This window comes from Micromonospora sp. CNZ280 (genome assembly GCF_011759515.1).
Genome location: NZ_JAAOYP010000003.1, coordinates 317437 through 339630 on the forward strand (window position 1 = coordinate 317437; position 22194 = coordinate 339630).

The window sequence follows — 22194 nt, forward strand, 5'->3', positions numbered from 1 at the left end:
CTCGTCGGCCATCAGTCGGGTCTCCGGCACCATCCGGGTGCTACTCACGGCGGGCCTCCTCGACCAACTGCTCGCCGCGTTCGGCCGCGGCGTCGACGTCGAGCAGCCGCCGTCCGCGCTCGACGGCGACCTCGATGCCGGCGGCCAGGTCGGTGGAGAGGCCGAGGTTGGCGGCGAGCAGGTTGCCGGTGCCCTGAGGCAGCACCGCCAGGGCCACGTCGGTGCCGACCAGCCCGCGGACGCAGGACATCACGGTGCCATCGCCGCCGCAGGCGAAGACCACTTCGACGCCGGCCTCGACGGCCTGCTCGGTCTGGCCCCGGCCCGGGTCCTCGACGGTGGTCTCGTACCACAGCGGCTCCGGCCAGCCGGCGGCGGCGAGCGCGTCGGTGACGGTGCCGCGCAGCTCGTCGAGGTCGGCCACCTTGACCGGGTTGACCACCACGGCGGATCGCGGCCCGCCGGCGCCCGCCGCCGGTCGGCTCTCCTGTCCAGCATCCACGGCGCCAGTGTGCAGCACCTCGGGGCGTTCAGCGAGCCACGCGGACCGCCCGTTGACAGTGCCACAGACAGGTTTGGAAACGCGGCCCGGCTGCCGGGCGGTTCAGGCCGCGGTGCGCAGCGCGACCTCCACCCGGCGGCGCAGGTCGTCCAGGTCCAGTCCGGCCTCGGTGAGCACCAGCGCGGCCAGCCCGCGCCCCTCGCGCAGCAGCCCGAGCAGGATGTGCTCGGTGCCGATGTGATTGTGCCGCAGCCGGACCGCCTCGCGCAGGGACAGCTCCAGCACCTTCTTGGACCGGGGCGAGAACGGGCCGCCCGCGTACCGCCGGCGCCACCAGCGACGCGGCGACGGCGCCGCCTCGCGGAGCGCGTCCGGGCCGAACGACTCCTCGATCCGGGCCACGATGGCGGCCAGGTCGATGCCGATCTCCCGCAGCGCCGCGGCGTCGGCTTCGGCGAGGCCGGTGGCCCCGTGCGCGGTGTGCCGGTGGATCCGCTCCCGCAGGTCGTCGCCGCGGACGCCGGCCTCGGCGAGCACCCGCGCGGCGAGGCTGTCGCCGTCGGCGAGCAGCGCGAGGAGCAGGTGCTCGGTGCCGGCCTGCCGCTGGCCCTCGCTCCGGGCCTCGTCACGGGCCTGCCGCACGAGCGTGCGGGCGCGGTCGGTGAACCGCTCGAACATCACGCCTCCCAGGATTGTCCGACCGCCGGTCGACCGGCGTGCTTCTTGTGGACCGCCTGCCGGCTGACCTCGAGCGCGTCGGCGATCTCCTGCCAGGACCAGCCCTGTCGACGGGCATTGTCCACCTGGACCACCTCGAGCCGCTCGAGCAGCCGGCGCAGCGCGCGGACGGCGCGCAGGCCGACCCGGGGGTCGGTGCTGCCCGCGGCCGCCGCGAGTTCCGTCGCCTGACTCATGTCGTCAACTTACGTTGACATGAAGGGATTGTCAACCCTCGTTGACACCCGGGCCGGGCTGTCCGGTGCTACGGTCCGGCCCGTGTCGCAACCGCCGTATGCACCCTCGCGCCGGTGAGCGCCGTGATCGATGACTCCGTCGGTCCCATCCGGACGCACCGCTGGTCGACCGGCGGGCTCACCCTGGACTGCGCCGGAGGCAGCGTCATCGGCAACCGCTACCGGGCGAACTACGACGTGCTGCACGTCGACCCGGCGCTCCCGTTCGCGGCGGTGGCCGACGGGATGGGCGACGGCGAGGGCAGCCGGCGGGCCGGCGCCGCGGCGATGGGCACGCTGGTCGAACAGATCCTGGCCGCGTGCCCGGCGACCGGCCCCGGCCCGTTGCGCGCCGCGGTGGCCCAGGCGCAGGCAGCCGTACGCGCCGCCGGCGCCGGCCGGCCCGAGCTGACCGGCTGTACGCTCACCGCCCTGCTCGTGGAGCCGGGCGGCGGCCAGGGCTGGCTGGCCCAACTCGGCGACTCGCGCGCCTACCGGCTCCGCGGTGGCCTGCTGGAACTGCTCACCGTGGACCACACCGTGGCCTGGCTCGGCGTCGTACACGGCTGGTACCCGGCCGACTCCCCCGCCGCCGCCCGGGCCCGCTACCAGCTCACCCGGTACGCCGGCCACCCGGACGGACCCGAGGCGGACCTGCTCGCCGTCACGCCGCGCCCCGGTGACACCTGGCTGCTCTGCACCGACGGGGTGAGCGACCAGGTCGACTACCACCGGCTGCGGGAACTGCTGTCGACCCACCAACCGGCCGACGCCGTCCGCACGCTGCTGGACGCGACGCTGGCCGCCGGCGGCGACGACAACGCCACCGCCGCCGTCCTCCGCGTCCATGCCACAGCCCGCTGACCCATCGACACCGGCCCGCCCGGCCCAGGCCCCGATACGCCGCGGGGCCGGCGCCCGGTGGTGGGTGCCGACCCTGCCGGTGGTTGGTACGTGCTGCTGGCCGGCACCTGTTGGGTGCCGGCCAGCAGTCCCCCTGTGAGGAAAGTGTTTGTTCGGTTGGGTCAGCTGTTCCAGTGCTCGGCGACGAGGTCGGCGGCCTGCTGTTCCCATTGGGCGTAGTGGTCCGGGTAGGCCGACACCTGCACGGTCTGCGCGGCGACGGTCAGGGGCATGTCCTGCCACCCGTCGACCTGCTTGAGGCCCTTCAGGAACGCCGTGGTCGAGTACTCGGGGTCGGTGATCTGCTCCACCGTGCCCCACCCGCTCGACGGGCGCTGCTGGAACAGGCCCTGCGAGTCGTGGTCGTTGCGCTCGCCCAGGTGACCCAGGTTCTCCAGCTTCGACTCCTGCAGGCTGGTGGCGATGGCCACCACGGCGGCGCGCTCGTCCATGTCGGACTTCTTCGTCGCCGCGATGATCGCCTTCACATTCGCGACCTGCTCGTCGTTGAGGTCGATGCGCGACTGCTCACCCTGCACACCGTGCGGGATCAGCTTGCCCATGTCCGGCTTGTCAGCCTGCACCGCAACCGCAGCGACCGGCTTGACGGCCTCGACCGGGCCGGTGTCGGCGTGGGTGGTGGGGCCAGCGGCGATGCCACCGGCGAAAGCCAGACCAGCAATACCCAGAACGCTCTTCCGCATGATCGTGTTCATCACACAGCTCCTTCCGGGGGATAACGCCCACCAGCCCAAGGGGGGCAGGCCGATAGGGCGCAAGCACCATCAGGCGCTCAGAAAGACTCGAGAGAAAACGTGGCACTCTGACCGGGCGGGGGGATACCCGTGGCGCCGGGTGCCCGGCCGACCTGCGGGGCAGGGGGTCGCCCTTCGCGGTGCCGGACTGTGTGCAACGACCGCCAGCCCACCATCATTCCGCGAACCCAGGACCCCGGGCCGGCCCTGCCGGCCACGTGCCCCTGCTCGATCGTCCGCATGATGTAACGCCCCCGACCAGGCCCCGATTCCACCACCCGGATGCCACCGACCACACCCACAAACCCGACACACACCCCACCGACCGCATCCCAGCAAACGCCCACCCCGGAGGCTGGGCAAAGTGATCAACTCCGGGTCAGCGGGGAGGGGGCCACCGAGGAACGAGCGGGATACCTCAGCGGCATATCGATGACTCAGAGGTACCACCCTCCCGGACAACACGCCTGGCCCCCGACGACACACCCGACCCGACCAGCCACCGAACCCCACTGGACCGAGCGGACCCGGACCACCACCAACGGTGGCGCACACCGTGACCACACGAACAGAGCCGGACCACGGCGCGGGAGTGGCCCGCCGTGACCGGCGCAGGGACCAAGCCCGACCACCCGGAACCGGTCACGGCAGGCCACACCCCCAAACCGCAACCACCCACCCACCGCCACGCGAACACCGACCGCAGGGATCCAGCCTGACCACCCGAACCAGTCACGGCAGGCCACACCCGGACCGCAACCACCCACCCACCGAGTCAAGAGCAGGCGATACCGCCCCAAGCCCACACGGTCGGGACTAACCTCGGACGGGAGCCAGTCGTGCCGGGCGCGACGCCTGCGGAGGTGATGCCGGATGGCCGCAGCCGCCGACGCAGCGGTGCTGGTCGGCGTCGGCTCGGAACGTAACTACCCGGCGGTCCGGCTGGCCGCGCAGGAGGCCGCCGAGCACCAGCGGCAGCTCCATCTGCTGCACGCGTTCAACTGGACAGCCGCGTTCGAGGCGCCGACGGTGGCCGAGCCTCGCGCCCACGCCGAGGAACTGCTCGCCGAGGCCCGCCGGATCGCCGCCGATGTCGCGCCGGACCTGCCGGTACACGAGGAGATCGCGGAGGGGCCGGCGGTGGACGTGCTGGTCCGCCGCTCGGAGTCGGCGTTCCTGGTCGCAGTCGGCGACGGCGGGATGGCGGCCTGCCCCGACTGCGTACCGGCCGACGCGCCGGCCGTGCAGTTGGCCGCGCGGGCCGGCTGCCCCGTGCTGGTGGCCCGCCGGGAGCCGCCGCCACAGGGGCCGGTGCTGGTCGGCGTGGACGGCACCGCCAGCTCGCAGGCCGCCCTGGAGTGGGCGTTCGACTGCGCCGCCCGGCGGAAAGCGCGCCTGCTGGCGGTACGGGTGGTCGAGCCGGACGACGACACCGAGGACAGCACCGACCAGCTCGAAGCGATGGTGGCCCGGCACCGTTGCCCCGACGTACCCGTCGAGTGCCACGCGATCCGCGGCGACCCGGGCACCGTCCTGGTCGACCAGTCGCGCTCGGCCCAGCTGGCCATCGTGGCGGCCCGGGGCGACGAGCCGGCGCGGGGCATGCTCGGCGCGGTGAGCCAGTCGTTGCTCTATCACTCGCCGGCGCCGGTGATCGTGATCCGTGGGCTGACCGGGATCCCGATAGCCGGGGCATAGCGCCCGGCCGGCCCGGGACCAACGGCCCTGAGCCGTACCGGCACGGTCGGAGAAGCTGGGATCGGCCCGGATGGATCCGCGCTGTGAAGATGCAGGATTCCCCTACCCGCGAGAGGCTCAGGCAGTATGGACACCGCTCTCGACCTGCACGGCCCCCTGACCGAAGACGAGCTGCGCCGGCTGGACGCCTACTGGCGGGCGGCGAACTACCTCACCGTCGGGCAGATCTACCTGCTGGACAATCCCCTGCTGCGCGAACCGTTGACGCCGGAGCACGTCAAGCCCCGGCTGCTGGGCCACTGGGGAACCTCGCCCGGATTGAACCTGCTCTACGCCCACCTGAACCGGGTGATCGTCAATCGTGACCTGTCCGCCATGTTCATCACCGGGCCCGGCCACGGCGGGCCTGCGATCGTGGCGAACACCTGGCTGGAGGGCACCTGGAGCGAGAAGTACCACGGCACCGGCCGGGACGAGGCCGGCATGGCGCGGCTGTTCCGCCAGTTCTCCTTCCCCGGCGGCATCCCCAGCCACGTGGCCGCGGAGGTGCCGGGTTCGATCCACGAGGGCGGCGAGCTGGGGTACGCGCTGAGCCACGCCTACGGCGCCGCGTTCGACCACCCGGACCTGCTGGTGGCCTGCGTGATCGGCGACGGCGAGGCGGAGACCGGTCCGCTGGCCGGCAGTTGGCTCTCCAACGTCTTCCTCAACCCGGCCCGTGACGGCGCTGTGCTGCCCATCCTGCACCTGAACGGCTACAAGATCGCCAACCCCACGGTGCTGGACCGGATCCCCGCCGACGACCTGCTGGAGATGATGCGCGGCTTCGGGTACCAGCCGTACGTGGTGGCCGGTGACGAGCCGGCGCAGGTGCACCAGGCGCTCGCCGCCACCCTGGACCGGGCGCTGGACGAGATCGCCGCGATCCAGCGCGCCGCCCGCTCCGGCGGCGCCGTCGAGCGCCCCCGCTGGCCGATGATCATCCTGCGTACGCCGAAGGGCTGGACCGGCCCGCGCGACGTGGACGGCAAGCAGGTGGAGGGCACCCACCGCTCGCACCAGGTGCCGCTGTCCGAGGTACGCAAGAACCCGGACCACCTGGCCGAGCTGGAGCGCTGGCTGCGCAGCTACCGGCCGGAGGAGCTGTTCGACGCCACCGGCGCCCCGGTCGCCGAGCTGACCGACCTGCCGCCGACGGGTGACCGGCGGATGAGCGCCAACCCGGTCACCAACGGCGGGACGGTGCTGCGTGAGCTGAACCTGCCGGACTTCCGCGACTACGCCGTGGACGTGCCGCGGCCGGGCGCGACGGTCGCCGGGGCCACCGGCGCGCTGGGCCCCTGGATCCGGGACGTGATCGCCGCCAACCCGGAGACGTTCCGGCTCTTCGGCCCGGACGAGGTCGCCTCGAACCGGCTCGGTACCTCGTTCGAGGTCACCGACCGGGCCTGGGTGGCCGGCACGGTGCCGGGTGACGACCACCTCTCCCCCGACGGCCGGGTGATGGAGGTGCTCTCCGAACACCTGTGCCAGGGCTGGCTGGAGGGTTACCTGCTGACCGGCCGGCACGGCATCTTCACCAGCTACGAGGCGTTCATCCACATCGTCGACTCGATGGTCAACCAGCACGCCAAGTGGCTGAAGGTGACCCGGGGCATCCCCTGGCGGCAGCCGGTGGCCTCGCTGAACTACCTGCTCTCCAGCCACGTGTGGCGGCAGGACCACAACGGCTTCTCGCACCAGGACCCGGGCTTCATCGACCACGTGATGAACAAGAAGGCCGAGGTGGTGCGGGTCTACCTGCCGCCGGACGGGAACACCCTGCTCTCCACCATGGACCACTGCCTGCGCAGCCGGCACTACATCAACGTGGTGGTGGCGGGCAAGCAGCCCGCCCCGAACTGGCTGTCGATGGACGAGGCGATCCAGCACGCCCGGCGCGGCATCGGCATCTGGGACTGGGCCAGCACCGACGAGGGCAGCGAGCCGGACGTGGTGCTCGCCTGCGCCGGGGACGTGCCGACCCTGGAGACCCTCGCCGCCGCGGACCTGCTGCGCCGGCACCTGCCGGAGCTGAAGGTGCGGGTCGTCAACGTGGTGGACCTGATGCGGCTCCAGCCGCCCTCGGAGCACCCGCACGGCCTGTCGGACAAGGAGTTCGACACGATCTTCACGCAGAACCGGCCGGTCATCTTCGCCTACCACGGCTACCCGTGGCTGATCCACCGGCTCACCTACCGCCGCACCAACCACGACAACCTGCACGTGCGCGGCTACAAGGAGGAGGGCACCACGACCACGCCGTTCGACATGGTGATGCTCAACGACCTCGACCGGTTCCACCTGGTCATCGACGTGATCGACCGGGTGCCGGGGCTGGCCGCGCGGGCCGCACACCTGCGTCAGGAGATGGTCGACGCCCGCCAGTCCTGCCGCGACTACACCCGCCGCTACGGCGAGGACGACCCGCGGGTGGCGGAGTGGCGCTGGATCCGGGAGACCGAGCCGGGCCTGCGGGGCGGGCAGTGACCGCGCGGGCGGTGGCCGCGCGCGGCGCCCCGGTGGGTTTGGCGGACGGCGGGCGGACCCGATGAGCGGCACGGAGATCCTGGTCGGCTACGACGGTTCCACCGAGGCCGCGCGGGCGCTGCAGTGGGCGCTGGACGAGGCTGGCCGCAGCGGCCGCCCGGTCCGGCTGGCGTACGTCTACGAGTGGCTCACCGTGGCCGGCTGGCTCGGCCCCGGCATCGCCCCCGGCGTCTGGCCGGACGAAACGGCCCGGCGGCAGGTCGAGGACCTGGTGCGCACGGCGACGGCGGACGCCGCCGCGACGAGCCCCGGCGTGACCGTGCACGGCGAGGTGTTCGACGGGCCACCCGCGTTGGTGCTGGAGGAACGGTCGGCGCGGGCCGGCCTGCTGGTGCTCGGCAGCCGCGGGCACGGCGGCTTCACCGGGCTGCTCGCCGGGTCGACCGCGGTGGCCGTCGCCGGCCACGCGCACTGCCCCGTGGTGGTGGTTCGCGGTGAGCCCGGCCAGCGGGCCGGGCACATCGCGGTCGGCGTGGACGGCTCCGAGTTCTCGCTGGTGGCGCTCGGTTTCGCCGTCGAGCAGGCGGCGGCCCGGCGGGTGCCGCTGCACGTGCTGCGGGCCGCCCACCCGCCCGCCGGCCAACGCTCCCCGTCGGGCCCGGAGGCGCGGGAGGCGGCGGCCACCGACCGGGCCGAACTGGAGGAGGCGCTGGCCCGCTGGCGGCCCGCCTTCCCGGACGTCGAGGTGACCGTCGAGGTGGCGGCCGCCGCGCCGGCCGCCCTGCTCGTCGAGGCCAGCCGTAACGCGCAACTGGTGGTGGTCGGCAGCCGCGGTCGCGGCGGGCTGCGCGGGATGCTGCTCGGCTCGGTGAGCCAGCAGCTCATCCAGCACGCCCACTGCCCGATCGCGGTGGTTCGCGAGCGCTGACCGGCCGGGGACGGGGACGCACCCCCGCCCTCGGCGCGGCCGTACCGCCGGCGCCGCCGCCTCAGTGACCGGCGTCGGCGGGCGGGGCGAGCGAGAAGTAGTCCTCCTCTTCCTGGGCCAGGTGCAGCCGGAGCACGGCCTCCAGCCCGTAGAGCGTGGCGAGCAGGTCGGTCACCTGGTCGGGGCGGAGCCGCCCGTCCTCGACGCCGGCCAGGTGCGCGCCGATCCGGTCCACCTGTCGCCGGATCTCCAGGTGCGCCCGGCTCATCGTGGAGGTCGCCTCCGCGCTGCCCAGCGGCCCGGCCAGCGCGGGATAGAGCTCCCGCTCCTCGGCGGCCTCGTGCGGCAACACCTCTTCGGTGAGCCGGCGGTGCGCGCCGCGCAGCGCGGGCAGGCACTCCGGCGAGTCCGGGTGGGTGGCGACCAGGTCGGCGGTGTCCCGCAGCCCGGCGAGCACGTCCCGCATCGCGGCGTGCTCGCCGGCGTACCGGTCGAGCAGTTCCCGGGTGTGCGGTGCGACGTCGCGGTGGCGCAGTCCTCCGCCGAGGGCGCGCAGCGCGTTGAGGATGACCAGCACGTCGATCCCCTCCTGGAGGAACGCGCCGGCGACCGGGGGCAGCCGGCCGGCCGCCGCTACCAGCATGGCGAGCACCGCCAGCCCCATCCCGACGGCGGCGCTCTGCACCGCGATCCGGCGGGCGTACCGGGCGATCTCCACCGCGTCGGCCAGCCGGTCCAGCCGGTCCACGGTCAGCACCGCGTCGGCGACGTCGGCGGAGGCGGTCGCCCCGGTGGCCCCCATCGCCACGCCCACGTGCGCCTCGGCGAGCGCGGGAGCGTCGTTCACCCCGTCGCCGACCATCACGGTGACCGCCCGGCCGGCCTCCGCCCGGACCCGGTCCACCTTCTCCCGCGGGGTGCACCGGGCCAGCACGTCGTCCACCTCGACGAGCTGGGCGACCTGCTCGGCGGTGCCCGGCCGGTCGCCGGTGACCATCACGATCCGGCGCAGGCCGGCCGCGCGGAGCCGGCGTACGGTGCGCCGGGCGTCGGGGCGTACCGGATCCTCCAGCAGGACCGCGCCGAACGGGCCGGCCTCGTCGCTGACCCAGACCACCGAGCTGCCGGCCAGTTCGGCCCGCTGACGGGCCCGTTCGGCCCAGCCGGGCAGCTCGCCGCCGAACTGGCCGACCCGGACCAGCCGCCCGTCGACCCGGCCGGCGACGCCCCGGCCGGGCTCCTCGGTCACGTCGGTCGGCTCGGTCAGCGGCAGGCCACGCTCGCGGGCCTGGCCGACCAGCGCGGTGGCCAGCACGTGCGGGGAGAGCTGCTCGACGGAGGCGGCCAGCCGCAGCACCTCGTCCCGGTCGACGCCGGGGCCGGCGAAGGTCTCCGCGGCCCGGGGCCGCCCGGCGGTGAGCGTGCCGGTCTTGTCGACCAGCAGCGTGCGGGCCCGGCCGAGCAGTTCCAGCGAACCGCCGTCGCGGACCAGCACGCCGCGCCGGGCGGTCCGGGACAGCCCGGAGACGATCGCGATCGGGGTGGCCAGCAGCAGCGGGCAGGGGGTCGCCACCACCAGCACCGCCACCGCCCGGGTCAGGTCACCGGCGAGCAGCCAGCCCAGCCCGGCCAGCGCGAGGGTGAACGGCACGAAGGCGGCGGCGTACCGGTCGGCGAGGCGGACCATCGGCGCCTTGCGGGCGGTCGCCTCCTCGGCCAGCCGGACGATCCCGGCGTACGTGCTGCCGGCCGCGCTGGTCGTCGCGCGCAGCCCGAAGCCGGCCCCGGCGTTCACCACGCCGCTGGCCACCGCCTCCCCGGCCGCCCGCTGGACCAGCCGGGACTCCCCGGTGACCACCGATTCGTCCAGCGTGGCGGCCGCCTCCAGCACACCGTCGACACCGACCACGTCGCCGGGGCCGACCAGCAGCCGGTCCCCCACCGCGATCCGGTCCACCGGCACCACCTCGATCCCCCCGTCCGCGGTGCGCCGCCGGGCGGTGCGCGGGGCGCGGGCGAGCAGCGCGCGCAGGTCGCGGGTCGCCCGCCGCTGGGCGTACGCCTCCAGCGACCGGCCGGTGACCAACATCACCGCGATCACCGCGCCGGCCAGGTACTCGCCGACGCCGAGCGCGCCGGCCAGCGCCAGCACGGCGATCACGTCCACGCCGAACCGGCGGCGCCACAGGTCGCGCAGCACCGACCAGGCGGCCGGCAGCAGCGCGACCAGGGTCAGCGCGGCCCAGACCAGGTTCGCCGCGTCCCGCCGGCCGGCCAGCCAGAGCCCGGCCCCGACCAGCACCGCAGCGGTCGATCCCGCCAGCGGCGCCCACGCCGCCCAGCGCGCCGCCGTCCGCCGTACCGGATGTTCCGGTACGCACTCCGTCGGCTCGGCCCCCACCTGCGGATCGTCCCAGTTCCGGCGGCGGCCGGCGGGCGGTTCGCCCCGTCCGTGGCGATCGGCGGGCGCGCCGGGGCGGGCCGAACGACCCGGCGTCGGCGGGACCTTGGGTACCGTGCGGCTGTCCAGCGGATGTCGCAGGATGGAGCGGCAACCCCACCCGCGACGCCACCCGGGTACGGCACGATGGGCAGAGACGAAAGGGTCGTGACGATGAGCCAGGAGACGCCGGCGAGCGACCGGCCGCTGACCACCGCGCTCGCGGAGGCGGCCGCCATGGCCGGCCACGCCCCGTCGGTGCACAACACCCAACCGTGGCGGTGGCGGGTGCTGCCCGACGCGCTGGAGCTGCACGCGGTCCCCGACCGCGGGCTCACCGCGACCGACCCGGAGGGTCGGCTGCTGGCGATCAGCTGCGGCACGGCACTGCACCACGCCCGGCTGGCGCTGGCCGCCGAGGGCTGGACGGCGATCGTGGAGCGGCTGCCCGACCCGGACGACGCGCAGCTGCTGGCCCGGCTGACCGGCTTCGCCCGTACCGGGGCGGACCCGGACGCGATGCACATGGTGCAGTGCATGCAGGTGCGGCACACCGACCGGCGGCCGGTCAGCGACGAACCGGTGTCCACCGCCGCGCTCGGGCAGATCAGCTCGGCGGTCGCCGCCGAGGGTTGCCGGTTGCAGGTCCTCAACCAGGACCAGGTGATGGAGCTGGCCGCCGCGGCGGGACACGCCGCCACTGTCGAGGCGGAGGACCCGCAGCTGCGCGAGGAGCTGGACTACTGGACCAGCCGGGCCGGCACCGGCACCGGGCTGCCCCCGGAGGTGCTGCCCGAGCAGCCGCCGCAGACCACCGTGCCGGGCCGGGACTTCGGCCGCCCCGGCAGCCTGCCGATCGGGCCCGGCCACGACCGGGCGGCGGTGTACGCGCTGCTCTACGGCGACGAGGACGAGCGGGACAGCTGGCTGCGCGCCGGCGAGGCGCTCTCCGCGGCGTGGCTGACCGCCACCCGGCAGGGCGTGTCGGTGGTGCCGCTGAGCGGCGTGGTGGAGGTGGAGGGCACCCGGCAGACGCTGCGCCGGCTGCTGGCCGGGCTCGGCCACCCGTACATCGTGCTGCGCCTGGGGATCGCGGACCCGGCGCACGCCGGGCCGCCGCACACCCCGCGGCTCCCGGTGGAGCAGGTGGTGGACACCTCGGCGGTCCACGGTCAGGGTTGACGCGTTCGTGCCGGCGCCATCGGCCGATAAGATCGGCCGATGGCGGCCAACGCACCGAACCCCCGGCCCGAGCTACCGGCGACACCCTCGCTCGGCCTGAGCCCGCTGTCCCGGGTCCACCTCGACGAGCTGCTGCAGGAGATGCTCGACCGGGTCGGCGAGGTGGTCACCAGCCGCGAGCGGCTGCGGGCGCTGCTGGACGCGGTGGTCGGCATCGGCACCGACCTGGATCTGCGCAGCACGCTGCAGCGGATCGTCGAGGCGGCGTGCGAGCTGGCCGGCGCCCGCTACGGCGCGCTCGGCGTGATCGGCGCCGACCGGATGCTGCACGACTTCATCACCTACGGCATCGATCCCGAGCTGCACGCCAAGATCGGCGACCTGCCGCACGGGCGGGGTGTGCTCGGCCTGCTCATCGACGACCCCCGCCCGGTGCGGATGCCGGACATCACCCAGCACCCCAACTCGTACGGCTTCCCGCCGCACCACCCGCCGATGCACAGCTTCCTCGGCGTGCCGGTGCGCATCCGCGACCAGGTCTTCGGCAACCTCTACCTGGCCGAGAAGCAGGGCGCCACGGAGTTCACCGACGACGACGAGGAGATCGTGGTCGCGCTGGCCGCCGCGGCCGGCGTAGCGATCGAGAACGCCCGCCTGTACGCCCTGGCCCACCAGCGGGAACGTTGGCTGGCCGCGACCGCCGAGATCACCTCGGTGCTGCTCGGCGAGGTGCGCCGCACCGACGCGCTGGCGCTGGTGGCCCGCCGGGCCCGCGAGGTGGCCGAGGCCGAACTGGCGCTGGTGCTGCTCTACGACCCCGAGGCCGGCCAGTTCACCGTCGAGGTCGTCGACGGGGCCGGTGACCAGGCCGGGGCGCTGGTCGGCACCGCGCTGCCGGCCGCCGAGACCAGCTTCGCCGCGGCCGTCGCCGAGGGGCGGCACGACGTGGTCGACGACCTCGCGCACGCCGCGCCCTGGCCGGCGCTGTTGCACACCGGGCCGGCGGTGGTCTCCCCGCTGGCCACCGCGGACACCCTGCACGGCGTGCTGGTGATCGCGCACCGGCCCGACCACATGCCGTCCAGCATCGACGACCAGGCGCTCGCCCAGCTCGGCAGCTTCGCCGGGCAGGCGGCGCTGGCCATGGAGCGGGCCCGGGGCCAGGAGGAGCGGGAGCTGCTGGTCGTCCTGGAGGACCGCGAGCGGATCGCCCGCGACCTGCACGACGTGGTCATCCAGCGGCTCTTCGCCACCGGCCTGCAACTGCAGAGCGCCGCCCCGATGGCGGCGAAGCCGGAGATCGCCAAGCGGATCAACGCGGCGGTCGACGACCTGGACGCCACCATCAAGGACATCCGCCGCACCATCTTCGAGCTGCGCACGCCGATGAGCGCGGCGCTGCGCACCGAGATCCGGGAGGCGGTCGAGGTGGCCGCCGAGTCGCTCGGCTACCGGCCCAGCCTGGAGCTGGCCGGGCCGATCGACAGCGCCGTGCCGGACGCGGTCCGCCCCGACCTCACCGCCGTGCTACGCGAGGCGCTGTCCAACGCGGTACGCCACGCCCAGGCCGACCGGGTGGCGGTCGCCGTCCGGGTCGACGCCGGTCAGGTGTCGGTCACCGTCACCGACGACGGGGTGGGCTGTGACCCGACCGCCGCCCGGGGCGGTCTGGTCAACCTGCGTGAACGCGCCGAACGGCACGGCGGCGTGTTCGAGGTACGCCCGGCCAGCCCGCGCGGCACCGAAGTGCACTGGTCCGTCCCCCTCCGCGACTGACAGAGATGCCCCTGCCCTCCCCCGCCACGACCTCATGGGGCGCTCGTACAGGGAACGAGGGGCCTCCGGGCGCGACGAGGCCACTCGTTCTCTGAACGTGCGCGCCGGGGTCGGCGGGTGGTGGTGGGTCAGTGGGTCTTGCCGAGCAGACGGGTGGCCAGTACTGCGGCCTGGGTACGGCGCTCCAGGCCCAGCTTGGCGAGCACGCTGGAGACGTAGTTCTTGACCGTCTTCTCGGCCAGGAACATCTTGCCGGCGATCTCCCGGTTGGTGAGCCCCTCGGCCACGTACTCCAGGATCCGCCGCTCCTGGTCGGTGAGGTCCTTCAGCTCCCGGGGCTGCTCGACGCCGCTGCGGATCCGCTCCAGCACCCGGGTGGTGATCGCCGGGTCGAGCAGCGACTGCCCGGCCGCCACCCGGCGCACCGCGTCGACCAGGTCGGTGCCGCGGATCTGCTTGAGCACGTAGCCGGCCGCGCCGGCCATGATCGCCGCGAACAGCGCCTCGTCGTCCTCGTACGAGGTGAGGATCAGACCCTTGATCGAGGAGTCCACGGCCCGGACGTCCCGGCACACGTCGATGCCGTTGCCGTCGGGCAGCCGGGCGTCGAGGATGGCCACGTCCGGCCGCAGCGCCGGGATCCGCCGCGCCGCCTCCTGGGCGGAGCCGGACTCGCCGACCACTTCGATGTCACCGCTGCTGGTCAGCAGGTCGGCAAGGCCACGACGGACGACCTCGTGGTCGTCGAGGAGGAACACCCGGATCATTCCTCGTTTCTACCCGCTGCCGGGCGGATCGGCACGGGCCGAAGGTCCCGAACCGCCGTGACCTGCGGCCGCGCGGACAGCCGCCGTCACGGGTGACAACCGGGCGGAACGGGGGCGGCCGCACCGGAGCGGGCCGGGGCTGGCCGCCGTAGGTGGGCGGGCGCAGCCAGCCCGGCGCGGTGCTGACAAGGCGGTTGACCTGCGGCGGGGGGCGCTCGGGCCCAGACGGACGGGACGTCCGGCCCTGTCCGGCCCGGTGCCGGCCGGGGCACCGTGGAGAGGAACCCGGCGAGGGCCGAAGGAGCCGAACATGGACACCGCCTACACCGTCGAACAGTTGCGCAACGCTGTGACCGACGCGGTACGCGCGCCGTCGCTGCACAACACCCAGCCGTGGCGGTTCCGCCTGCGTGACGGCGGCATCGAGGTGCTCGTCGACGCGTCCCGGCGGCTGCCGGCCACCGACCCGAGCGGCTGGGGCGTCCGGATCGCCTGCGGGGCGGCTCTGTTCAACCTGCGGCTCGCGCTGGCCGTGGCGGGTACTCCGGCGCGGGTGCGGCTGCGCCCCTACCCGGCCGAGCCGGACGTGGTGGCCCGGCTGGTGCCCGACGTGCCCCGCCGGCCCACCCCGACCGAGCAGAGCCTGTACGCGGCCATCCCCCGCCGGTTCAGCAACCGGGCGCCGTTCTGGCCGGACCCGGTGCCGGCCGACGCCCGGTGGCGGCTCGCCGAGGCGGCCCGGGCCGAGCTGTGCTGGCTGGAGCTGCTGATCGGGGTCAGCGCGGTGAACGCCTTCGCCGAGATCGCCCGCAGCGCCCACCGGGTGCTCGAACGGGACCCGGCCTACCGGGCGGAACGCACCGACTGGGTGCGTACCGAGCCCGCCCCGGACGGGGTGCCGGCCGCCGCCGGCGGCCCGCAGAGCGAGCCGCAGGACCTGCTGCCGTCGCGCGGCTTCGGCGGCCTGGACCGGGCCCCGGGACGCGACTTCGAACCGGAGCCGCTGGTGGCCGTGCTCGGCTCCGCCGGCAACACGGCGGTGGACCAGGTGGTCGCCGGCCAGGCGTTGCAGCGGGTGCTGCTCACCGCGACCGACTCCGGGCTGTCGGTGTCGATGCTGTCGCAGCCGATCGAGGTGCCGGGGGCCCGGGAGCAGCTGCGGCTCTCGCTGGGCCGGTTCGGCACCCCGCAGATGGTGCTGCGGATCGGCTACGGCCAGCCGGGATCGCCGACGCCCCGCCGCGACGTCGACGAGGTGCTGGAACTGCCGGTCGGCCCGTGACCCGGCGGGCCGGTCGCCTCGACCGGCGACCGGCCCGCGCGGGCTTCCCGTGCGGGGCGCCGCCCCGGCCGGGCGGGAGCCGTCCCGGCCCGGCAGGGACGCGCCGGCCGGTCAGGCCGGGGCGAGGCCGGCCAGCAGCGCCGCCTCCCGGGCCGGGTCGAGCCCCACCTTCGCCCGCTGCGGGCGTCCGGCCCGCGGCGGCACGGTGCCGACCTGGCGCAGCCACTGCCAGGTGTCGGCGACCGTCTCGGTCACCGGGCGGCAGGTCAGCCCCGCCGCGTACGCCCGGCTGACGTCGCGCTCCTGCAACCAGCGGTACTCGTGCCCGAGCGGGATCCAGATCGGCAGGTCGTTCCAGGGCACCACGCCCGCGGCCAGGATCGGTTCCGGGTCGACCCAGCGCAGCCGGGCGTCCGCCCCGGTGGCCGCCACGCAGGCGTCGAGCAGCTCGCCCATGGTGGTGTGCCCGGTGCGGCTGACCACGTTGAGCGTCCCGCCGAGCCGGTCCGCGCCCCGGTCGAGCAGCCAGCCGGCCAGGTCCCGCGCGTCGACGTACTGCAGGGGCAGGTCGGCCGGGCCGGGCGCGAGCACCTCCCCGCCCCGGGCGATCCGCTCCAGCCACCAGGGCAGCCGGCCGATGTCCTCCCCCGGCCCGAGGATCAGCCCGGCCCGGGCGATCAGCGCGGCGTCGCCGTACACCTGCCGCACGGCCCGCTCGGCGCCCGCCTTGAGCTGCGGGTAGTCGCCGTCGGTGGCGTCCGGGTCGGCGTCCACCACGGGCGCGTCCTCGGCCGAGCCGGGCCGCACCGGCTCGGCGTAGACCGACCCGCTGGAGACGTAGACGAACTGCCCGACCCGGCCGTGCAGCGCCCGCGCCGCCGCCCCCGCCGCCCGCGGCGCCCCGTCCCAGGTGTCCACCACCACGTCCCACTCGCCGTCGGCCAGCGCGGCCAGCCCGCCGGGCGCGGTCCGGTCACCCCGCAGCCGGTGTACGCCCTCCGGGATGCTCCCGGAAACGCCCCGGTTGAACACCGTCACCGACCAGCCCCGGCGGACCGCCTCGGCGACCGTCGCTCCACCCACGAAACCCGTACCACCCAGCACCAGCAGCCTCATGGGCTCCACTGTGCCGGCCCGGGGTGGCGCCCCGGGCCGGTGTTCACGGTGAGCGGATCTGCCGACGGCAGAATCCGGCCGCGCGGGCTTGCGGCTCCTGCCACCGGCCTCCTGCCGTCGGAGGAGGCGCGGCCGGTGGCAGGAGCCCGGTCCGGCCGTACGGCAGGAGGTGCCGGCCGCCCGCGACGACGACCGTCGAGGCATGACCACTTCACTGCGCACCGCCTGGCGGGGCAGCCCCGCCCTCACCCTCCTCGCCGCCCTGATGGGCGGCCTGCTGGTGGCCAGCGCCGTCGGCCTGGTCGTCGACGGCCGTACGGTCGGCGGGCAGCCGATCTGGCTGAAGCCCGCGAAGTTCGCCGCCTCCTTCGTTCTCTACGGACTGACCCTGGCCTGGCTGATGGCGCACCTGCGGCGCGGCCGGCGGATCGCCCGCTGGACCTCGTACGCCGTCGTCGTCACCGCGATCCTGGAGGTCGGCATCATCGTCGCCCAGGCCGCCCGCGGCCGGGCCAGCCACTTCAACGAGGCCACCCCGCTCGACGAGACGTTGTGGCAGGCCATGGGCGGCCTGATCAGCGTGCTGTGGCTGGGTACCGCGGTGCTGACCGTGCTGCTGTGGCGGGACGGCATGCCGGACCGGGCCGGCACCTGGGCGGTCCGGCTCGGCATGGTGGTGCTGCTGGTCGGCCTGCTGCAGGGGCTCACCATGACGGTGCCGACCGAGGCGCAGTTGGCCCTCGACGAGCGGGGCCTGGGCACCACCATGGGCGCGCACGCGGTCGGGGTGCCCGACGGCGGGCCGGGGATGCCGCTGACCGGGTGGAGCACCACCGGCGGCGATCTGCGGATCGGGCACTTCGTCGGCATCCACGGCCTGCAGGCGTTGCTGCTGTTCGCGATGCTGCTGTCCGGGCTGGTCCGCGACGTGGCCCGGCGGACCCGCCTGGTCTTCGTCTTCGCGTTCGCCTGGAGCGGGCTGCTGGTGCTGGTGACCTGGCAGGCGCTGCGCGGCCAGCCGCTCACCGCCCCGGACGCCACCACGCTCGCCGCGTTCGCCGTGCTGGTGCTCGCCACGGCCGTCGGCACAGCGGCGGCCTGGCTGCTACCGACGCGTTCCGCGGCGGTACTGCCCGCCCGGACCGCCGCATAGGATGCCGGCATGCTCTGGGTGGAGCGGCTGTTCGAGGAGCGGTACACCGCGATCCGGCTCACCCTGGTGAGCCTGGCCGGGGTCGGCTACCTCGTCCTGACTCCGGACGGCAGCACCATGAGCGCGCTCGACCGGGGGCTCGCGGTCGGCGTCCTGCTCTTCGGCTACCTCGGGATCTGGTCCCCGTTCACCGTCGTCTGTGGAGTGTCCGCGGCGTTCGCGGTCGGTTACCTGTTCGGCGCGGACAACGACGCCGTCCCCTCGGTCGCGCTGGCCTGGGCGATGTTCGAGCTGGGCGCCCGCCGCTCCGGCTGGCAGGTGTGGACCGGCCTGGCGGTCGGCGTCACCGGCACCATGCTCTCCGACTACGACGAGCTGATCGAGGTGGCGCTCACCGTCCTCTACGCCGCGGCTGCCGCGGTGGTGGCGCCGCTGCTGCTGGGCATGCACGTCCGGGCGCTCGGCGAGCTGAACCGGCAGGCCGCCGACCGCGCCCGGCAGGAGGTGTCGCGGGTACGCGCCGAGGAACGCACCGCCATCGCCCGGGAACTGCACGACCTGGTGGCGCACCACGTGGCCTCGATCGTGCTCCGGGTCGCGGTGGCCCGCAACGTGCTGCCACTGGACGACCCCCGGGTCCGGCAGGTCCTCGACGACGTGCACGCCACCGGCTCCGGCGCGCTGACCGACCTGCGCCGGCTGGTGGCCGTGCTCCGCGATCCCGGCTCGGCCCGGGACGTCACCTTCGTCGACCCGGAGGGCCTGCCGGTGGCCCTGCGTACCGCGGTGGACCGCAGCCACCGGATCGGCCTGCAGGTGCAGGCGGACATCGACCCGGACGTGGTCCGGCTGGATTCCCGCACCGCGCTGGCCGTGCTGCGGCTGACCCAGGAGGGACTGGCCAACGTGGCCAAGCACGCCGGCCCGGCGGCCCGGGCCCGACTGTCGATCCAGGTCGACGACGACCGGGTGGAGTTCGAGCTGCGCGACTCCGGCGGCCCGGCCGGGCCGGCGCCCGGCGGGCCGGCCGGGCACGGGCTGGTCGGCCTGCGGGAACGGGTCGAGGTCCTCGGCGGCCGGCTCGACGCCGGCCCGGCGGGCACCGGCTGGCGGCTGACCGCTCGGGTGCCCACGGGGGCCGCCGCATGATCCGGGTGCTGCTCGTCGACGACCAGCAACTGGTCCGCGCCGGCCTGCGGATGCTGTGCGGCTCGGTGCCGGACATGGAGGTGGTCGGCGAGGCCGCCGACGGCGCCGCCGCGGTCCGGCTCGCCGAGCAGCTCCGCCCGGACGTGGTGCTGATGGACCTGCGGATGCCCGGCGTGGACGGCACCACGGCCACCGCCCGGATCCTGGCGAGCCGGCCGGCCACCCGGGTGGTGGTGCTGACCACCTTCGACGACGACGACCACCTGTACCCGGCGCTGGCCGCGGGCGCCTGCGGCTTCCTGGTCAAGGACACCAGCCCGGCCGAGCTGCTGGACGGGGTGCGGCGGGCGGCCGCCGGGGACAGCCCGTTCAGCCAGGCCGTGCTGCGCCGCCTGGTCGAGCAGGCGGTGCACACCCAGGCCAACCGGGCCCCGGTCACGGCGCCGGCGGGTGTCACCGAGCGCGAGCGCGACGTGCTCGCCCTGGTCGGGCAGGGGTTGTCCAACCCGGAGATCGCCGCCCGGCTGCACCTGGGCGTCACCACCGTGAAAACCCACGTGGCGAACCTGATGACCAAGACCGGCAGCGCCAACCGGGTACAGCTCGCCGTCTACGCCGCGACCGGCGGGCAACCCGACTGACCGGCCCGCAGCCCGCGGTGTGCTGGTGGACGTAGCCCTGTGGTGTCGCAGAACATAGGAGACCCCGGCGCCCATGGTGAAAGTGCCACCGAAGACGAGGTGCTCAACGACCTCCGCCAGGCACTGACGGGCCTCATCGAGGAGTTCGCGTTCCCCGGGAGCTGTCTGTCACCGTGGCAGCCCAATGCCGCCGCTTCCCTCCGTCTCTGGCATCCGGATCGTCCGGGCATTGGAGCGGCAGGCCTTCAGCGGATGCGCTGCCGGTGGTCGTCGACGCGTACGTGTCGCTCGCATGGCTGCCGTGGTTCCCGCGGGCAGAGTACCCACAGCGCGGACGCCTCGGCTCGGAAGATGCGGCAGGGTGCCGATCCGGTGACGTCTGCTACCGATACCGCGGAACCGCCACGCGACTTCGGCCCGGGATAGATCGTCAGGCCCGCCGCAACTCCGCGCTGTCGAGCACCGTGGCCGTGCCGGCCGCGTACAGGCACCGGCCGTGGTAGGGCGGTACGGTGGAGTCGAACACCACGAGGCTGACCTGAGGCCGCGTCAGGAGATTGAGCGAGTGCTGAGCCGTCGGCGCGGAGACCCAGTAGAAGCCTCGAAGGTCGTCGTCGACGGCGAAGTAGACCGGTGACGTCCATGGGCGGCCGTACTCGTCGACCGTTCCCAGCGTGAGGTAGCGGTTCGTCTCGGCAAGCCCGCGTGAATGGGCCATGAGTGCCTCATCCACGGCGCACCGCGTATTGCAGGTGCAGAACCCGTTCGCCGCGGATCACCACGTGCGGGTCCTCCAGGAGCTGCTGGGTATCGAGAGCACCGAAGAATCGCCTTCCAGATCCGAAGATCACGGGTGCGACATCCATCGCCACCTCGTCGACCAGTCGCGCGGCGAGAAACTGCCCGCCTACCTGGCCAGCGGCGACGCCGATGTTACGGTCCTGGGCAAGCGCCTTGGCCTGTCTGGCCGCGGTCTCGACATCTCCGGCGAAGTGGTAGGGCGCATCGGGGTACCAGCCGTCGGGCCGGGGGCGGTGCGACACGACCACGACGTGCGGGATACCCGCGGGTGGCCTGCCGTCCCATCCGTTCATCAGGTCGAACAGACGTCGGCCGATCACGAGGCAGCCGGTCGCCGCCCAGGTCGACTCGAGGTACGCCGCGGTCTGCTGGGTGACGGTGAACCCATTGATCGGGACGTTGCCCGCGAAGTACCACTCGAACAGCGGGCCTACATCGTCGTTGTCGTCGGCGATGAAGCCGTCGACCGACACGACATTGTGCATCACGACCTTGCTCATAACATCCTCGCCTTTCCTCGCTTGGTCCTAGCTTGCGATCTTGTATCTCACGTACCGACAGCCCAATACATTCCGACTATCCTGAATCGCATGCCACCCGCAGCGACGCGGATCCGGTTTCGGTTCGGGCGGGTTGATCTCCTGCGCACGCGCTTCGCGATCTCGCCGCTGATCGAGATCGCCGCGGCCACGTACGTCCTGCGGCTGCCGGGCCGGTTCCCCGAACACCGCCGGTTCGTCGAGTCCGCCGCGCCTCGGCTGGCCGGCCTCCAGCTCGACCTGCTGTATGCCGTCAACCCGCTGGGCCGCCGGGCGTGGCCCAACTTCAACGCCCCCGCCCCGGTCAGCCCGCATCCACTCATCGCCGAGGAGCTGGCCAGAATCGCCAGCACCGCTCGAGCGTCGTCGTGGAGGACGTCCGACGCGCCTATCCCGAGGGTGTGCCCGCGAGCATGTCGGCGTTCGTCGAGGACCCGGAGCCTGCGCTGGCCGACCTGATCACAGATGCGCCGTTTCGATGCAGGATGTCTTCGTGAACCAGGACTGGCGACGCCGGGTAGTCACTGCGCTGGTCGAGCTCGCTGGGAGCGACGACTACCGGGATCGAGCTGACGCGGGCCGCGCATTGGCGAATTTCGCTGAGGCGACCGAATCGCAAGAGCCGCTGCTTCGACTCGTCCTTGATGCCAACGACACGTTCGTAACCCTTGCTACCACAGAGGCGCTGCTCCGGCGACACGACACCTCAGGGCTCGCCATTGTGGCTGAAGCATTGGCCTCAGCGGACTTCCAGCACGGCACCTACATCGCAGACGCCGTCACCGCTGTATTCATGGTGTTCGCTAGTGAGCGAGACCGTGCAGTGGAAGCATGCGATGCTCTTTTTTCGGTCGGCGTCAGTGCAACAGTTCGTCGCGGAGCGGTCCAACTGCGAGAGATGCTCGAGCGGATCCGCCCGGTGCTCTACCCGGAACAACCAGCTTGAGGTAACCGCAGCACCTTGACTTGACCCAGAATCGACCCAGTCCGTTGCATTGGACCACATTGCCGCCGCAGCCCTCTTGCGGGCGATCGAGTCGGCCTGACACCGACGAAGGCAGCATCGATTGGGTGCCTGCA

General features: G+C 73.8%; 20 protein-coding genes and 2 pseudogenes. 12 read left to right on the forward strand and 10 right to left on the reverse strand.

From position 1 onward, the window contains the following. Positions 1-76: 76 nt before the first annotated feature. From FHX32_RS23165 to FHX32_RS23175, 3 genes and pseudogenes are all read right to left on the reverse strand, one after another. Positions 77-502 (reverse strand): annotated as a pseudogene (locus FHX32_RS23165) (diacylglycerol/lipid kinase family protein); the annotation flags it as partial. Between the two features lie 102 nt (positions 503-604). Beyond that, on the reverse strand, positions 605-1180 hold the full coding sequence (locus FHX32_RS23170; RefSeq protein ID WP_167187100.1) for a Clp protease N-terminal domain-containing protein: 576 nt from the start codon (positions 1178-1180) through the stop codon (positions 605-607). After that, on the reverse strand, positions 1180-1416 hold the full coding sequence (locus FHX32_RS23175; RefSeq protein ID WP_088995221.1) for an HTH domain-containing protein: 237 nt from the start codon (positions 1414-1416) through the stop codon (positions 1180-1182). Before FHX32_RS23175 ends, FHX32_RS23170 begins: the two co-directional genes overlap by 1 nt. Positions 1417-1530: 114 nt before the next feature. Here FHX32_RS23175 and FHX32_RS23180 point away from each other — a divergent pair, with 114 nt between their 5' ends. Then, entirely contained in the window at positions 1531-2319 is a 789-nt protein-coding gene (locus FHX32_RS23180) for a PP2C family protein-serine/threonine phosphatase (RefSeq protein WP_486481279.1), read from the forward strand. Between the two features lie 161 nt (positions 2320-2480). Here FHX32_RS23180 and FHX32_RS23185 read toward each other — a convergent pair whose 3' ends face one another. Then, complete coding sequence (locus tag FHX32_RS23185) at positions 2481-3074, reverse strand: hypothetical protein (RefSeq protein ID WP_167187103.1); 594 nt, start codon at positions 3072-3074, stop codon at positions 2481-2483. Positions 3075-3986: 912 nt separating this feature from the next. Between FHX32_RS23185 and FHX32_RS23190 the strand changes: the two genes are divergently transcribed. From FHX32_RS23190 to FHX32_RS23200, 3 genes are all read left to right on the forward strand, one after another. After that, positions 3987-4811 carry a universal stress protein gene (locus FHX32_RS23190; protein WP_167187107.1) on the forward strand — a complete coding sequence of 275 codons (825 nt, stop codon included), beginning with the start codon at positions 3987-3989 and terminating at the stop codon, positions 4809-4811. Positions 4812-4937: 126 nt separating this feature from the next. After that, positions 4938-7340 carry a phosphoketolase family protein gene (locus FHX32_RS23195; RefSeq protein WP_167187110.1) on the forward strand — a complete coding sequence of 801 codons (2403 nt, stop codon included), beginning with the start codon at positions 4938-4940 and terminating at the stop codon, positions 7338-7340. A 61-nt stretch (positions 7341-7401) separates the two neighbouring features. Continuing rightward, positions 7402-8268: a universal stress protein gene (locus FHX32_RS23200; protein WP_167187113.1), complete on the forward strand. Its 867-nt coding sequence runs from the start codon at positions 7402-7404 to the stop codon at positions 8266-8268. Positions 8269-8329: 61 nt separating this feature from the next. On the opposite strand, the gene FHX32_RS35370 is transcribed toward FHX32_RS23200, so the two are convergent. Next, a complete protein-coding gene (locus tag FHX32_RS35370) occupies positions 8330-8824 on the reverse strand; it encodes a hemerythrin domain-containing protein (RefSeq protein WP_486481340.1) in 495 nt (164 codons plus the stop codon). Continuing rightward, a pseudogene (locus tag FHX32_RS23205) lies at positions 8807-10669 on the reverse strand (heavy metal translocating P-type ATPase); the annotation flags it as partial. The gene FHX32_RS35370 and the pseudogene FHX32_RS23205, both read right to left, overlap by 18 nt. 213 nt (positions 10670-10882) lie before the next feature. On the opposite strand from FHX32_RS23205, the gene FHX32_RS23210 reads away from it, so the two are divergent. Together FHX32_RS23210 and FHX32_RS23215 are read left to right on the forward strand one after the other, a co-directional pair. Further along, the gene (locus tag FHX32_RS23210) at positions 10883-11890 is read left to right on the forward strand and encodes an Acg family FMN-binding oxidoreductase (RefSeq protein ID WP_167187119.1); all 1008 of its coding nucleotides are present in this window, start codon (positions 10883-10885) and stop codon (positions 11888-11890) included. A 39-nt stretch (positions 11891-11929) separates the two neighbouring features. Further along, positions 11930-13666, forward strand: a complete 1737-nt coding sequence (locus FHX32_RS23215; protein ID WP_167187122.1) for a sensor histidine kinase — start codon at positions 11930-11932, stop codon at positions 13664-13666. Positions 13667-13794: 128 nt separating this feature from the next. On the opposite strand, the gene FHX32_RS23220 is transcribed toward FHX32_RS23215, so the two are convergent. Further along, entirely contained in the window at positions 13795-14433 is a 639-nt protein-coding gene (locus FHX32_RS23220) for a response regulator transcription factor (protein WP_167187125.1), read from the reverse strand. A gap of 310 nt (positions 14434-14743) precedes the next feature. Here FHX32_RS23220 and FHX32_RS23225 point away from each other — a divergent pair, with 310 nt between their 5' ends. Further along, positions 14744-15715: an Acg family FMN-binding oxidoreductase gene (locus FHX32_RS23225; protein WP_167187128.1), complete on the forward strand. Its 972-nt coding sequence runs from the start codon at positions 14744-14746 to the stop codon at positions 15713-15715. Positions 15716-15826: 111 nt separating this feature from the next. Here the strand turns inward: FHX32_RS23225 and FHX32_RS23230 are convergent, their stop codons facing one another. Then, positions 15827-16831: an NAD-dependent epimerase/dehydratase family protein gene (locus tag FHX32_RS23230; protein WP_167187131.1), complete on the reverse strand. Its 1005-nt coding sequence runs from the start codon at positions 16829-16831 to the stop codon at positions 15827-15829. A 202-nt stretch (positions 16832-17033) separates the two neighbouring features. On the opposite strand from FHX32_RS23230, the gene FHX32_RS23235 reads away from it, so the two are divergent. The 3 genes from FHX32_RS23235 to FHX32_RS23245 are packed head-to-tail and all read left to right on the forward strand — an operon-like array spanning position 17034 to position 19774. Then, positions 17034-17984, forward strand: a complete 951-nt coding sequence (locus tag FHX32_RS23235; protein ID WP_167187134.1) for a hypothetical protein — start codon at positions 17034-17036, stop codon at positions 17982-17984. Between the two features lie 9 nt (positions 17985-17993). Next, positions 17994-19133 (forward strand): histidine kinase, encoded by a 1140-nt coding sequence (locus FHX32_RS23240; protein WP_167187137.1) that lies wholly within the window; start codon positions 17994-17996, stop codon positions 19131-19133. Continuing rightward, positions 19130-19774: a response regulator transcription factor gene (locus tag FHX32_RS23245; protein ID WP_167187140.1), complete on the forward strand. Its 645-nt coding sequence runs from the start codon at positions 19130-19132 to the stop codon at positions 19772-19774. Before FHX32_RS23240 ends, FHX32_RS23245 begins: the two co-directional genes overlap by 4 nt. 430 nt (positions 19775-20204) lie before the next feature. Here the strand turns inward: FHX32_RS23245 and FHX32_RS35375 are convergent, their stop codons facing one another. Next, positions 20205-20492: a pyridoxamine 5'-phosphate oxidase family protein gene (locus FHX32_RS35375; RefSeq protein WP_486481280.1), complete on the reverse strand. Its 288-nt coding sequence runs from the start codon at positions 20490-20492 to the stop codon at positions 20205-20207. 7 nt (positions 20493-20499) lie between these two features. Continuing rightward, complete coding sequence (locus FHX32_RS23255; protein WP_167187143.1) at positions 20500-21075, reverse strand: dihydrofolate reductase family protein; 576 nt, start codon at positions 21073-21075, stop codon at positions 20500-20502. Between the two features lie 90 nt (positions 21076-21165). Between FHX32_RS23255 and FHX32_RS23260 the strand changes: the two genes are divergently transcribed. Next, positions 21166-21573, forward strand: coding sequence for a hypothetical protein (locus FHX32_RS23260; protein WP_167187146.1), 408 nt, complete (start codon positions 21166-21168; stop codon positions 21571-21573). A 34-nt stretch (positions 21574-21607) separates the two neighbouring features. Continuing rightward, positions 21608-22060, forward strand: coding sequence for a hypothetical protein (locus FHX32_RS23265; RefSeq protein WP_167187149.1), 453 nt, complete (start codon positions 21608-21610; stop codon positions 22058-22060). The last annotated feature ends 134 nt before the right edge of the window (positions 22061-22194 follow it).

What these genes read in the sequence shown, in the direction of transcription:
- FHX32_RS23170 (WP_167187100.1), bottom strand. Translation starts at nt 1,180, where the DNA reads ATGTTCGAGCGGTTCACCGACCGCGCCCGCACGCTCGTGCGGCAGGCC.
- FHX32_RS23175 (WP_088995221.1), bottom strand. Translation starts at nt 1,416, where the DNA reads ATGAGTCAGGCGACGGAACTCGCGGCGGCCGCGGGCAGCACCGACCCC.
- FHX32_RS23185 (WP_167187103.1), bottom strand. Translation starts at nt 3,074, where the DNA reads ATGAACACGATCATGCGGAAGAGCGTTCTGGGTATTGCTGGTCTGGCT.
- FHX32_RS23190 (WP_167187107.1), top strand. Translation starts at nt 3,987, where the DNA reads ATGGCCGCAGCCGCCGACGCAGCGGTGCTGGTCGGCGTCGGCTCGGAA.
- FHX32_RS23195 (WP_167187110.1), top strand. Translation starts at nt 4,938, where the DNA reads ATGGACACCGCTCTCGACCTGCACGGCCCCCTGACCGAAGACGAGCTG.
- FHX32_RS23200 (WP_167187113.1), top strand. Translation starts at nt 7,402, where the DNA reads ATGAGCGGCACGGAGATCCTGGTCGGCTACGACGGTTCCACCGAGGCC.
- FHX32_RS23210 (WP_167187119.1), top strand. Translation starts at nt 10,883, where the DNA reads ATGAGCCAGGAGACGCCGGCGAGCGACCGGCCGCTGACCACCGCGCTC.
- FHX32_RS23215 (WP_167187122.1), top strand. Translation starts at nt 11,930, where the DNA reads ATGGCGGCCAACGCACCGAACCCCCGGCCCGAGCTACCGGCGACACCC.
- FHX32_RS23220 (WP_167187125.1), bottom strand. Translation starts at nt 14,433, where the DNA reads ATGATCCGGGTGTTCCTCCTCGACGACCACGAGGTCGTCCGTCGTGGC.
- FHX32_RS23225 (WP_167187128.1), top strand. Translation starts at nt 14,744, where the DNA reads ATGGACACCGCCTACACCGTCGAACAGTTGCGCAACGCTGTGACCGAC.
- FHX32_RS23230 (WP_167187131.1), bottom strand. Translation starts at nt 16,831, where the DNA reads ATGAGGCTGCTGGTGCTGGGTGGTACGGGTTTCGTGGGTGGAGCGACG.
- FHX32_RS23235 (WP_167187134.1), top strand. Translation starts at nt 17,034, where the DNA reads ATGACCACTTCACTGCGCACCGCCTGGCGGGGCAGCCCCGCCCTCACC.
- FHX32_RS23240 (WP_167187137.1), top strand. Translation starts at nt 17,994, where the DNA reads ATGCTCTGGGTGGAGCGGCTGTTCGAGGAGCGGTACACCGCGATCCGG.
- FHX32_RS23245 (WP_167187140.1), top strand. Translation starts at nt 19,130, where the DNA reads ATGATCCGGGTGCTGCTCGTCGACGACCAGCAACTGGTCCGCGCCGGC.
- FHX32_RS35375 (WP_486481280.1), bottom strand. Translation starts at nt 20,492, where the DNA reads ATGGCCCATTCACGCGGGCTTGCCGAGACGAACCGCTACCTCACGCTG.
- FHX32_RS23255 (WP_167187143.1), bottom strand. Translation starts at nt 21,075, where the DNA reads ATGAGCAAGGTCGTGATGCACAATGTCGTGTCGGTCGACGGCTTCATC.
- FHX32_RS23260 (WP_167187146.1), top strand. Translation starts at nt 21,166, where the DNA reads ATGCCACCCGCAGCGACGCGGATCCGGTTTCGGTTCGGGCGGGTTGAT.